The organism is Amycolatopsis endophytica (genome assembly GCF_013410405.1).
Classification (GTDB): Bacteria; Actinomycetota; Actinomycetes; order Mycobacteriales; family Pseudonocardiaceae; genus Amycolatopsis_E; species Amycolatopsis_E endophytica.
On the sequence record NZ_JACCFK010000001.1, the window covers coordinates 61,738 to 73,979 of the forward strand.

Annotated in this window: 12 protein-coding genes and 1 pseudogene; 7 read left to right on the forward strand and 6 right to left on the reverse strand. The window is 71.6% G+C overall.

The genetic code is table 11. The features are described from left to right. Positions 1–7 precede the first annotated feature (7 nt). Genes HNR02_RS00290 through HNR02_RS00305 form a run of 4 tightly spaced genes read right to left on the reverse strand, consistent with a single transcriptional unit; the run spans position 8 to position 4,050 of the window. On the reverse strand, positions 8–901 hold the full coding sequence (locus HNR02_RS00290) for a PfkB family carbohydrate kinase (RefSeq protein WP_179771220.1): 894 nt from the start codon (positions 899–901) through the stop codon (positions 8–10). Then, positions 898–2,340 carry a purine-cytosine permease family protein gene (locus HNR02_RS00295; protein WP_179771221.1) on the reverse strand — a complete coding sequence of 481 codons (1,443 nt, stop codon included), beginning with the start codon at positions 2,338–2,340 and terminating at the stop codon, positions 898–900. The genes HNR02_RS00290 and HNR02_RS00295 overlap by 4 nt, the downstream gene beginning before the upstream one ends. After that, on the reverse strand, positions 2,330–3,337 hold the full coding sequence (locus HNR02_RS00300) for an ADP-ribosylglycohydrolase family protein (RefSeq protein WP_179771222.1): 1,008 nt from the start codon (positions 3,335–3,337) through the stop codon (positions 2,330–2,332). Before HNR02_RS00300 ends, HNR02_RS00295 begins: the two co-directional genes overlap by 11 nt. Continuing rightward, the gene (locus tag HNR02_RS00305) at positions 3,334–4,050 is read right to left on the reverse strand and encodes a GntR family transcriptional regulator (protein WP_179771223.1); all 717 of its coding nucleotides are present in this window, start codon (positions 4,048–4,050) and stop codon (positions 3,334–3,336) included. The genes HNR02_RS00300 and HNR02_RS00305 overlap by 4 nt, the downstream gene beginning before the upstream one ends. An 88-nt stretch (positions 4,051–4,138) precedes the next feature. Here HNR02_RS00305 and HNR02_RS00310 point away from each other — a divergent pair, with 88 nt between their 5' ends. Then, on the forward strand, positions 4,139–5,011 hold the full coding sequence (locus HNR02_RS00310; RefSeq protein ID WP_179771224.1) for an SGNH/GDSL hydrolase family protein: 873 nt from the start codon (positions 4,139–4,141) through the stop codon (positions 5,009–5,011). 38 nt (positions 5,012–5,049) lie between these two features. Here HNR02_RS00310 and HNR02_RS00315 read toward each other — a convergent pair whose 3' ends face one another. Continuing rightward, entirely contained in the window at positions 5,050–5,490 is a 441-nt protein-coding gene (locus HNR02_RS00315; RefSeq protein ID WP_179771225.1) for an ATP-binding protein, read from the reverse strand. A gap of 170 nt (positions 5,491–5,660) precedes the next feature. Between HNR02_RS00315 and HNR02_RS00320 the strand changes: the two genes are divergently transcribed. From HNR02_RS00320 to HNR02_RS36695, 3 genes and pseudogenes are all read left to right on the forward strand, one after another. After that, positions 5,661–6,074 (forward strand): helix-turn-helix domain-containing protein, encoded by a 414-nt coding sequence (locus HNR02_RS00320; protein WP_179771226.1) that lies wholly within the window; start codon positions 5,661–5,663, stop codon positions 6,072–6,074. A 51-nt stretch (positions 6,075–6,125) separates the two neighbouring features. Then, entirely contained in the window at positions 6,126–6,620 is a 495-nt protein-coding gene (locus HNR02_RS00325) for a DinB family protein (RefSeq protein WP_179771227.1), read from the forward strand. 85 nt (positions 6,621–6,705) lie between these two features. Beyond that, a pseudogene (locus tag HNR02_RS36695) lies at positions 6,706–7,026 on the forward strand (alpha/beta fold hydrolase); the annotation flags it as partial. A gap of 239 nt (positions 7,027–7,265) precedes the next feature. Here the strand turns inward: HNR02_RS36695 and HNR02_RS00335 are convergent. Further along, on the reverse strand, positions 7,266–9,890 hold the full coding sequence (locus HNR02_RS00335) for a valine--tRNA ligase (RefSeq protein WP_179771229.1): 2,625 nt from the start codon (positions 9,888–9,890) through the stop codon (positions 7,266–7,268). Positions 9,891–10,029: 139 nt separating this feature from the next. On the opposite strand from HNR02_RS00335, the gene HNR02_RS00340 reads away from it, so the two are divergent. From HNR02_RS00340 to HNR02_RS00350, 3 genes are all read left to right on the forward strand, one after another. Continuing rightward, positions 10,030–10,368 carry a hypothetical protein gene (locus tag HNR02_RS00340; protein ID WP_179771230.1) on the forward strand — a complete coding sequence of 113 codons (339 nt, stop codon included), beginning with the start codon at positions 10,030–10,032 and terminating at the stop codon, positions 10,366–10,368. Positions 10,369–10,405: 37 nt separating this feature from the next. Further along, entirely contained in the window at positions 10,406–10,843 is a 438-nt protein-coding gene (locus HNR02_RS00345) for a MarR family winged helix-turn-helix transcriptional regulator (RefSeq protein WP_179771231.1), read from the forward strand. A 61-nt stretch (positions 10,844–10,904) separates the two neighbouring features. Then, positions 10,905–12,242 (forward strand): MFS transporter, encoded by a 1,338-nt coding sequence (locus tag HNR02_RS00350; protein WP_179771232.1) that lies wholly within the window; start codon positions 10,905–10,907, stop codon positions 12,240–12,242.

A 12,242-nucleotide genomic window follows, 5' to 3' on the forward strand; every position in this document is an offset into this window, starting at 1 on the left:
GCGGGGCCTACCCGTGCTGCCCGAGGAACGCGTCGATTTCCGCGTGACCGGGGGCGGTGGCCGGTCCCCTGCGCTGCACGGACAGTGCCGCCGCCGCGTTGGCCCGTCGCGCGGCGGTCGCCAGGTCCGCGCCCGCGAGCAGTTCCGCGGCGAGCACACCGCAGTGCGCGTCCCCGGCCCCGTTGGTGTCCACCGGCTCGACCGGGAACCCGGGAATCTTCCGCACCACACCGTTTTCGGCGAGCAGGCATCCGGCGGGGCCGTCGCGCACGACAACGGTCCCGCCCAGCACTGACGCGGCCGCGGTCAGCGAGTCCTTTCCGGACAGTGTCCGCGCCTCGGCCGCGTTGCAGCTCAGGATGTCCACGTACGGCATCACCAGGTCGACGGGCAGGTCGGCGGCGAGCGGGCCGGGATCGAACAGCACCCGCGCGCCGGAAACCGAGGGCAGCCAATCCAGCAGCGCCTCCCGGTTCGCGGGGTGCGCGAGCGTGTACCCGCTGACGTAGACCACGTCACCCGGCGACACCGCGACCGTCGCGAACTGGCCGGGTACCATCCGCCCTTCCGCGCCGGTGCCGGTCACGAACGTGCGCTCACCGCCGTCGTCCACCAGCACCACGCACACGCCGGTGTCCACATCGGACAACGGCGGGCCGGCGACCGAGATGCCTTCCGCGCCCAGCGCGGCGCGCACCGCGTCACCGAACCGGCCGATGCCGTGAGCCCCCGCGTACACGACCTCGGCGCCCGAACGCGCGGCGGCGGCCATCACGTTGAACCCGCCACCGGGGGTCAGAGCCATGCCGGAAGCGAGCAGATCACCACCGCGTTCCGGCAGGCCGGGCACCTGGAGCACCAGGTCGACGATCACCTGCCCGGTGTGCACCAGCCTGCTCATCGCGACGTCTTCCGCGCGCCGCCGAGCAGCGCGTACAGTCCGCCCGCGACGACCAGCGTGATGACCCAGCCCAGGCCGTTCTGCCCGGGCCAGGTGCCCGCGAACGGTCCGGTGAACCAGACGTCCTCGCCGGTTCCGGCCGTGGTGAACAGGTAGCCCGCGACGATCCCCGCCGCCCAGGACAGCAACGCGCGCGGCTCGACCCCGAGCCGGTACCAGTACCCGCTGGTCCGGCCCAGGTCCATCAGCGCGTCCGGGTCGTAGTGGCGGCGGCGCAGCATGTCCACGCCGAACACGCCGACCCACGCCGTGATCGGCACCGCGAGCAGGCTGATGAACGCGATGAACGGCCCGTAGAAGTTGTCCGCGACCAGCATGAAGTAGGCCGCGCCCGCGAACGTGACGACGACGTCGACGACCACCGCGTAGACCCGCTTGATCCGGATGCCCAGCGTCAGCGTGGTCAATCCGGCCGAGTACACCGACAGGTGGTTGGACAGCAGCAGCCCGCCGAACGCCGCCAGCAGGTAGGGCACCGCCATCCACGCGGGCAGCATCGAGCGGATCGCCGCGACCGGGTCGTCGGCCTGCGCCAGCGTCGGATCGCCCGCGGAGAGCAGGCTGCCCAGCCCGATCAGCAGCACGAGCGGGATCCCCGCGCCCGCCGCGGCGGAGAGCACGAGCGAACCGCCGCGCACCGACGGGGACTGGTAGCGGGACATGTCGGCGGAGGCGTTCGCCCAGCCGATCCCGGTTCCGGCGGCGATCGTCCCGATCCCGGCGATCATCGCTCCTGCCGACGCGGGTTCCGCGGCCGCGACCGCAGGCCAGTCGATCGTCGCGATCAGGCTCACCGCCACGACGATGTTGAGGGCCCCGAAGATCCACGTCGCCCAGCGCTGCACGGCGACCAGTACCGCGTGCCCGAGCCCGGAGACCACCACCGTGCAGGCGACGAAGACCGCGATGCACACGATGGTGAGCACCGGCGCCGATTTCGCGTCCGAACCGGTTCCGAACACGATGGCGCACAACGACAACAGCGCGAACGCGGCGGTCGTGGTGTTGACCGTCTCCCAGCCCAGACGGGACAGCAGTGACACCACGGTCGGGCCCGCGTTGCCCCGCACCCCGAACACCGCGCGGGACAGCGTCAGCCCCGGCGCTCCCCCGCGCCGCCCGGCGATCGACACCGCGCCGACGATCGCGAACGAGCCCACCGAGCCGATCACCGCGACGATCGCGGCCTGCCAGAAGGTCAGCCCCTGGATCGCGACGAGCGTGGCGCCCAGCGGCAACCCGAGGATCGAGATGTTCGCCGCGAACCACACCCAGAACAGCTGCCCGGGCCTGCCGGTCCGTTCGCCCTCGGGAACGGGTTCGATGCCGCGGGTCTCCAGCGCGCCCGCGCGGGACTCGACACCGGTGTCAGTCGCCATGTGACTTCCCTTCACGAAGTTCGAGCAACCCGTCGACGACGGGGCCGAAGTCCAGCCCGTTGACCTCGACGACCGCGGCGACCTCCTCGGCGGGCAGACCGGACAGACCGTGCTGCGCGCCAAGGATCGCGCCGCACATCGCGGCCACGGTGTCGGTGTCGCCGCCGAGCCCGGCGGCGAGCGCGAGGGCGTCGAAGGGACGCTCCCCCAGAGCTTCCGCCAGCGCGAGGGCGGCGACGACGGATTCCTGTGCCGCCACGGAGGTGCCGACGACCTCGTAGACGGCGTCCGCGAGCGCCTCGGGCCCCACGCCGCGGACCCAGCCGCGCGCCCAGCGGATGCGGGCGGCGATATCCCCGCCCGCGCTCCACTGTCCACAGTGGGCGCCCGCGGCGGCGGCGCGCTCGGCGTGGTCGAGCGCCTCACCCAGCGGCGCGCCGTCGATCCCGGCGGACACCGCGGCCGCGACCGCCGCCGCGCCCGCGATGCCGAGGCTGGAGTTGTGGGTGATCAGGCTGGCCGCGGTGACGGCGCCGAGCAGCGGATCGAGAGCGGGCGGGGTGGCGATGGCGACGGGCGTGATGCGCATGGCTGCGCCGTTCGTGCTGCCGCCGCGGCCGGCCTCCTCCGGGGGCACGCCGGCCTGCAACAGGTCGAGCGCCCGTTTCGTGGACGGACCGAGCAGGTCGGCGGACCCACGGCGGATCATGTCGGCTTCCCAGTCGAGCAGCGCCTTCGCGAACACCAGCGGTTCGACCCGGCCGCCACCGTCGACGAGCAATCGCGCCAGCAGCAGGGCCTGTTCGGTGTCGTCGGTGATCGATCCCGCAGGCATCCCGGGCGCGATCGGCTGGTCGGGCACCGCGTCGAGGAGCCGGTCGACGGTGCCGTAGCGGCGGGCGATCTCCGCGCGCGACATCGACTGCGTGGGCATGCCGAGCGCGTCTCCGAGTGCCAGCCCGGCGAACGCGCCGAGTGCCCTGTCCCGGGCGCTCACGGGCGGCCGAACGTGAGGTGGAACTGGAACCGCGCCGGATCCAGGAGGCTGACGACGTGCTCGACGAGCCCGCCACCGGCGTCGGTGCTGGTGCGCACCGCGCGCAGGAACAACGTGCCGGGCGGGCGTTCCAGCAGCCCGGCCGTCTCCGGGGTGAGCGCCTCGGTGCCGATCCACTGCTCACCGCCCTCGGCGCGCAATCCGGCGTCGGCCAGGGTCGCGGTCAGCGAACCACCGACGAGGCCGCGTTCGGGCAGCTCGGCGAGGATCCCGGCGGCCGGTACGAGCGCCACTTCGAGCGAGACCGGGCCCGCCGCCTGGTCCCGGCGCAGGCGGCGGACGGAGACGAAGGACTCGACTCCGAACCTCGCGGCGAGCGCGTCGTCCCGCACGTGCTCGATCGCCAGGAGATCGGTGGTGATCCCGAACCCGGACCGGGCCAGCGCGGTCGCCCAGCCGACGGCCCGGTCGAGCTGGACACCGTCGAACGTGACGAACGAGCCGACCCCGCTCTCCGTCGTGATCAGCTCACGGCGCTGGAGCTCGGACAGCGCGCTGCGGACCGTGCCCCGGCTGACCTGGTAACGCTCGGCCAGCTGGTGCTCCCCCGGGAGCCGGTCGCCGCGGGCGAGGCGGCCGGAGCGGATCTGGTCGGCGAGATCGGCGACCAGGCGGTGCCGCTTCGAGAAACCGACCTGTTCAGTCCTGTCCATACCTGTACATTACCCCGGTCGGTGGAAGACGCGGCGGCCCACCCGAATGGCGGCGGCAGCGGCGCGCGGCGAGAGTTAAGAAGAATCCATGCGCCGCAGCCTGATCGTCCTCGTGATCGCCGCCTGCACCCTCCTCGCGTCGACCCTCACCGCGTCCGCCGCGCCCCGTTACCGGCACTACGTCGCCCTCGGCGACTCCTACACCGCCGGCCCGCTGATCCCCCTGCAACGACTGGACCCGGTGGGCTGCCTCCGCTCCACCGCCAACTACCCGTCGCTGCTGGCCCTCACGCTGCGAGTGGGCTCGTTCACCGACGTTTCGTGCAGCGGCGCCGACACCCACGACCTGGCGACGCCGCAGGACGTGATCCTCGGCCCGAACCCGCCGCAGCTGGACGCGCTGCGGCCGGACACGGACCTGGTCACGCTCGGCATCGGCGGCAACGACTACAGCGTCTTCGGCACGATCATCGGCACCTGCCCCGGACTGCGGGAATCCGACCCGGCGGGCAACCCGTGCGAGCGGCACTTCACGGTCGACGGCGTGGACACGATCAAGGCCCGGCTGCCGCTGACGCAGGCCAACGTCACCGCCGTGCTGGGCGAGATCCACGACCGGGCGCCGGACGCGGACGTGCTCGTGATCGGCTACCCGCGCATCGCCCCGCCGCGGGGAACGTGCCCGGACGTGCTGCCCTTCGCCGACGGCGACTACCCGTGGCTCAACAGCGTCGAAGAGGAACTGAACTCGGCACTGGCGAAGGCGGTCGCCGACGACGGTGACGCGTCCTATGTGGACACCTTCGGCCCGTCACTCGGACACGACGCGTGCGCGCCCGCCGGTCAGGCGTGGATCAACGGCAAGGACCTGAAGCCCTGGGCCGCGAACTACCACCCGTTGTTCCGCGGAATGCAGGGCGTCGCGGCGACGACCTACGCCCAGCTCCGCGTCACCTCCTGACGCCGCACCGACTCCCCCGATGTGGCATGGGGGAACCGTCAGGCGATGGAGCGGCGCCGGGTGTCGTGCGGCAGCTGCCAGACCATGGACACCGTGGTGCCCTCGTTGCTCGCGGTGACCTCGACGTGCCCGGCCAGCCCGCGGATGAGCCGCAGACCCCGCCCGTCGGCCATGGTGCGTCCCGGTGGGGGCGGCTTCCACCGGCCGCGGTCGATGACCGTCACCGCGATCAGGTCGTGGTCGCGGCTCGCGTGCAGCTCGACCGGACCGTCCGCGCCCGCCGGGTAAGCGTGCGTCACCGAGTTCGTCAGCGCCTCGTAGCCGGCCAGCCCGATGGCGTGCGCGAGGTGCCCAGGGAGGTCGAGGTCCTGCGCCCAGCGCACCAGCTCGTACCGCAACGCGGTGATGTCGCGCGGCGAGGCGGGCCAGCGGCAGTGCAGGCTGGTCTCGGTGAGCCCTGGCCTGGGCGTCGTGTCCATCGACTTTCCCCACTCGCGGGAGTACAGGTCTGCTCATCTTCACACCGTGGCGTGAACGGGTGAAAGGGACCTTGGACCCCAGTGGGTCCCCTGCCACGCAACCCGGTGGCCTTCCCGGAACTACCTTGATATGCTTCGAGTGCGGGTCGATGAGGTAGGATGAGGAACAAATGGCGCAGGAGCTGTACACGGTCGAGCAGGTGGCCCAGCGGCTGGGGCTGCACGTCCGCACCGTGCGGAACTACGTACGGGACGGGCGGCTCAACGCCGTCCGGATCGGCAAGCAGTACCGCATCGCGCGGGAAGACCTGGACGCCTTCACCGGACGGCCGGCGGAGAGCCCGTCCACCGAACGGCGGGTGGAGGTGTCCAGCATCGTGCAGATCGAGGGGGTCGACCAGTCGGCTGCCGATCGCATCGCGTCGGTGCTCCGGGGAGTGGCGGATCCCCGGCCCGGCGAGCCACCGATGCGCATCGACACCGTGTTCGACGCCGGGCGGAGATCGATGAAGGTCGTCGTGCTGGCCGACCTGACGTCGAGCACCCAGGTGCTGCGGCTGGTGTCGTCACTGGCCGAGGAGTGAGATGACTGACGCGGCTACCCGCGTGCCTGACCGTCCAGCGTTCATCGGGTGATGAGCACCGAGCGCGGCGATGTCCGGCCGCCCAGCGGCAACGCGGACGAGAAGACGACCCCGGTGACCTTCCTGGCCTACCTGCGCGAGGCCATCGCCGCGAAGGTGCAGGGGGTGTCCGACGAGGCCGCCCGCTTCGCCGGCGTCCCGTCCGGCACCAGTCTGCTACGGCTCCTGAAGCACCTGATCGCGGTCGAGCACAACTGGTTCGTCTGGGCCTACCACGGCGACGGCTCCCTCATGGACGACAACGCCTTTCCCGCCGGCACCGACACCGCCGCGTCACTTCTCACCGAGTACCGCGAGACTATCCGGCGCTGCGACCGGATCATCGCCACCTGCCACGACCTCGACCGCCCCGGCGCGCGGCCCCTCCGCGAAACGGAGCCCCCGTCGATGCGCTGGCTGCTCGTCCACATGATCGGGGAAACCGCCCGGCACGCGGGCCACGCCGACATCCTGCGCGAACAGATCGACGGCTCCACCGGGCGCTGACCACCCACGGTGCCCCGGTGGGCCGATCGCTCCGCCCTTCGCGAAAGCGGTGCAACCGGCGGGGGAACGGGAGCACCATGGCGCAATGGATTTCGTCTTCCTGCACGGCACCACCCAGTCCCCGGCGGACTGGGACCGCCTCACCGCGCTCCTCGCCGCTCGTGGTCACCGGACCCACGCCACCGACCTGCCGACGAACCACCCCGAATGGGGCGCGGCCGACTACGTGGAGGGTTTCCCGGGGCAGATCCCCGTGGACTTCGACAGGCCGGTCGTGGTCGCGCATTCCGGCGCCGGTCTGCTGCTCCCGGCCGTCGCCGCCGCGCTGGAGATCCGCCACCTCGTCTGGATCGGCGCGGCGGTGCCGGACGTCGCCGGTGGCAGGAGCTTCGTGCAGGACCTCGTCGCGGGAGACGTGGTCGACAACGAGTGGCGGCTGGCGAGGGCCGAACCCTCCGTCCCGGCTGGATGCGCCACGCAGCCCGCGAACGCCTCGGCACCGAACCGGTCGAGATCGGAGCCGGACACTGCCCACACGTCTCGCGACCGGACACCATCGCCGACATCCTCGACCGGATCACCTAGCCACCACCGGCGAGAGCACACGGGCCGTCCGCGGGAAACCCGCGGACGGCCCCGCGAAACTCACGCCGCGGGCAACGAACCCAGCCGCGCGGTCAGGCGCTCGATATCCGCCGCCGCGGCATCACGCCGCACCTTGATCTTGTCCACGACCGCTGCCGGCGCCTTGTCCAGGAACGCCTGGTTCCCGAGCTTGCCCTCGGTCTGCTTCAGCTCCTTCTGGGCCGCCGTCAGGTCCTTCTCCAGCCGCTTCCGCTCGGCTGCCACGTCGACCGCGCCGGAGAGGTCCAGTTCGACGTGCACGGTGCCGCCGGACAGGCTCACTTCGAGCGAAGCCGAGGCGGTGAAGCCGTCCTCCGGGGCGGTCAGCCGCGCCAGCGCGCGAACCTCCTCGTCGTGGCCGGACACCTCGGTGAAGCCGTCACCGCCCACCCGCGCCGCGACGCGCTGTCCCGGTTTGAGGCCCTGGTCCGACCGGAACCGGCGGATCTCGGTGATGAGCTTCTGCACGTCGGCGATCCGGGCGTCCGCCGCCGCGTCCACGTACGAAGCGTCCGGCTTCGGCCAGGGCGCGATCACGATCGACTCACCACCGGTCAGCGCCCGCCACAGCTTCTCGGTGATGAACGGGATCACCGGGTGCAAAAGCCGCAGCACCGTGTCGAACACGTGCCCCAGCACCGCGCGGGTGCTCTCCGCCCTGCCGCCGGCGATCTGGACCTTCGCCAGCTCCAGGTACCAGTCGCACAGCTCGTCCCAGGTGAAGTGGTAGAGCCGGTCGGTGGCCTTGGCGAACTGGAAGTCCTCCAGCAGCTCGTCCACTTCGGACAGCGTGGTGGCGAGGCGGCCGAGGATCCAGCGGTCGGCCTCGGTCAGCTCGGCGGCGGGCGGCACCGGTGTCGCCACCGTCGCGCCGTTCATCAGCGCGAACTTGGTGGCGTTCCACAGTTTCGTGCAGAAGTTGCGCGAACCGGCGGCCCACTCCTCGGCCACCGCCATGTCCGATCCGGGGTTCGCGCCGCGCGCGAGGGTGAAGCGGGTGGCGTCCGCGCCGTAGCTGTCCATCCAGTCCAGCGGGTCGATGCCGTTGCCACGCGACTTCGACATCTTCTTGCCGAACTGGTCGCGGATCAGGCCGTGCAGGTAGACGTGGTCGAACGGCTGGACACCGTCACCGCCGTACAGGCCGAACATCATCATCCTGGCGACCCAGAAGAAGAGGATGTCGTAGCCGGTGGACAGCACGCTGGTCGGGTAGAACTTCGCCAGCTCCGGCGTCCGCTCCGGCCAGCCCAGCGTCGACAGCGGCCACAGGCCCGACGAGAACCAGGTGTCCAGGACGTCCGGGTCCTGCGTCCAGCCCGCACCGGACGGCGGCTGCTCGTCCGGCCCGACGCACACGGTCTCACCGTCCGGGCCGTACCAGACCGGGATGCGGTGCCCCCACCACAACTGGCGCGAGATCGTCCAGTCGTGCATGTTGTCGACCCAGTCGAAGTAGCGCTTCTCCAGCTCCGGCGGGTGGATCTTGGTGCGGCCGTCGCGGACCGCGTCACCGGCCGCGCGGGCCAGCGGCTCGACCTTGACCCACCACTGCAGCGACAGCCGCGGCTCCACGACCGTGTCACACCGCGAACAGTGCCCGACCGCGTGCAGGTACGGGCGCTTCTCCGCGACGATCCGGCCCTGCTCCCGCAGCGCGGCGACGATCGCAGGACGCGCCTCGAACCGGTCGAGCCCCTGGAACGGCCCGGCCGCGGTGATCGTGGCGCGCTCGTCCATGATCGTCGGCATCGGCAGGTTGTGCCGGCGGCCGATCTCGAAGTCGTTCGGATCGTGCGCCGGGGTCACCTTGACCGCGCCGGTGCCGAACTCGGGGTCGACGTGCTCGTCGGCGATCACCGGGATGCGGCGGCCGGTCAGCGGCAGCTCGACCTCGGTGCCGACCAGGTGCCGGTAGCGCTCGTCGTCCGGGTGCACGGCGACCGCGGTGTCGCCCAGCATCGTCTCGGCACGCGTGGTGGCCACGACGATCGAGTTCTCGCCGTCGCCATACCGGATCGAGACGAGTTCGCCCTCGTCCTCGGAGTGGTCGACCTCGATGTCCGACAGCGCCGTCATGCAGCGCGGGCACCAGTTGATGATGCGCTCGGCGCGGTAGATCAGGCCCTCGTCGAACAGGCGCTTGAAGATCGTCTGGACGGCCTTGGACAGGCCCTCGTCCATCGTGAAGCGCTCACGCGACCAGTCGACGCCGTCGCCGAGGCGGCGCATCTGGCCGAGGATGCGGCCGCCGTACTCGGCCTTCCACTCCCAGACCCGCTCGACGAACTTCTCGCGGCCCAGGTCGTGGCGCGACAGGCCGGACTTGGCCAGCTCGCGCTCCACCGCGTTCTGGGTCGCGATGCCGGCGTGGTCCATGCCCGGCAGCCAGAGGACCTCGTAGCCCTGCATGCGGCGGCGGCGGGTCATCACGTCCATCAACGTGTGGTTGAGCGCGTGACCCATGTGCAGGCTGCCGTTCACGTTCGGCGGCGGCAGCACGATGGTGAACGGAGGCTTGTCCGACGCGGCGTCGGCCGTGAAGTAGCCCGCGTCTACCCACCGCTGGTAGAGGGCGGCTTCTTCCTCGGCCGGGTTCCACGCGGCCGGGAGGGCGGACTGCTGGTCAAGGGCGTTCTCCGTCACAACCGGTAAGTGTACGAACCGGCCGATCGGCGCTGCATCCGCAGTACCCCGCGGCCCGGAATGATCCGGGGCACACGCCGTAACGATCTTCCGCTTCCGGCGACATGGGAGCGAGATCGAAGCGGCAGGCGGGTCCGAAGTGGACGAGCCCAGACCTGGAGCGAGCCGGTCGGCGGCCTGGCCGTCCCGCCCGCGGCCCGCCCCGGATCACCGGCACGATCACGGCGGCGGGGGGACGCGACGCCTCGCCCCTGGCGCTCCACGCCACCTGCTCGGTCGCCTACGCGTTCGCTCCGGGCAGCCATGCCCGACCCTGAGGCCGGGCGACATCGACGCCTTCCTCCGGTACGAGGTCGTCCGGGGTACTTCCGTCTACAGCGAACCGAACCCGGGCATCGACGACACCGGAGGCTTCGACGAGGCGGCCACGGACGACGTCACCGAGCCGATGCCCGGGTTCACCGGCAGTTGCGAGTGAGTTCGACAGGCTGAACTCAACAGCCTAGGCTGTCTAAATGACCCGCGTACCGAACGATGTCGCACGCCTCGCCGGTGCGCTGCGCGGCGTCGTCGGCCAGTTGCATCGCCGCCTGCGGCAGGTCGACAACGCCGAGGTGCTGACCCCGTCGCAGTCGGCTGTGCTCGCGCGGCTGCACCGGGACGGGCCTGCCACCCAGGCGCAGCTCGCGGCGGCCGAGCACGTGCGCCAGCAGTCGATGGCGGCCACGCTCGGCGCCCTCGACGAGCTGGGGTACCTCAGCCGCACCCGCGATCCGGGCGACGGCCGCCGCGTGGTCATCACCCTCTCCGACCTGGGTGAGAAGACCGTGCGCGGCGTGCACCAGCACCGGGAGGAATGGCTGGCCACGGCGCTCGTCGACGGCCTGACCCCCGAGGAGCACCGGAGACTCGACGAAGTGCTGCCCCTGCTGCGGAAGCTGGCACAGCGATGAGGAAGTGGTGACGACGGTTCAGCGCACGAGCACGCGATCTCCGGCCGCATACCCGCCGCGCATGGTGCTCCCCCTGGTGGCCAGCGCGGTGCTGAACCCCATCAACTCGACCCTGATCGCCGTGGCGCTGGTGCCGATCGGCGAGGCGTTCGGCGCCTGTCCGGGCGCGACGGCGTGGCTGATCACGTCGCTGTACCTGGCCACCGCCGTCGGGCAACCGGTGGTCGGCCTGTTCGTCGACCGCTTCGGCGCGCGGCGCGTGCTGATCGCCGGTGCGGTGATCGTGCTGGTCGCGGGTATCGGCGGGCTGCTCGCGTTCTCGCTGGGCTGGCTGATCGCGGTCCGGGTCGTGCTCGGGATCGGCACGTGCGCGGGCTTTCCCGCGGCGATGGCCGTGCTGCGCAAGCGCGCGGACGCCATCGGCGGCGGGGTGCCGAGCCGGGTCCTGTCGGTGCTCGCGATGTCTTCGCAGACCGTCATGGTGATCGGCCCGACGCTGGGTGGCGCGCTGATCGGCCTGGCGGGCTGGCCGGCGATCTTCGCCGTCAACATCCCGCTCGCGGCCGTCGCGCTGGTGCTCGCGCTTGTCTGGGTGCCGAAGGACCCGGTGCACACCGGCCCGCGGGAGCCGGTCGACGTCGCCGGGATCGCCCTGTTCTCCACGACGCTGCTCGCGGTGCTGCTGTACGTGATGGCGCCCGCCGTGTCCGACCTGTACCTGCTCGGGCTGGCCCTGGTGCTCGGCTGGCTCTTCGTCCGGGTCGAGCTGCGGGCCCGCCGACCGTTCGTCGACCTGCGGATGCTCGCCGGTAACGGCCCGCTGCTGCGCACCTACCTGCGGCAGGCGCTGGCGTTCCTCATCGTCTACTCGATCATGTTCGGTTACGTCCAGTGGCTGGAGTCCGCGCGCGGGCTCAGCGAGTCGGCGGCGGGCGCGCTGCTGACGCCGATGTCGGTGGTCGCCGTGCTGGCGGCGGCTTCGGCGGGCAAGCCGACGCGGCTCAAGGGCCGCCTGGTCGTCAACTCGCTGGCGCTGCTCGCCGGGTCGGTGCTGCTGCTGTTCGTCGGGGACGGCACGTGGATCGGGGCGCTGGTCGTGCTCGCCGCGGTCTTCGGGCTGGGCCAGGGGCTGACCAGTGTGACCAACCAGACCGTCCTCTACGAGCAGACCCCGCCGGAGGTGATCGGCACCGCCAGCGGCCTGTTCCGCACCGCCCAGTACCTCGGCGCGATCGGCTCGTCGACGCTGATCGCGCTGTGCTTCGGCGACCGGGCCGGCTCGCTTGGCCTGCACGAGCTGGCGGCGGCGCTGATCGTGATCGGCGCCGTGCTGTTCACGCTGACAGTGGCCGACCGGCAACTCGGTACTCGCGCGAAAGCGGCCGCTGACGCAAGATAG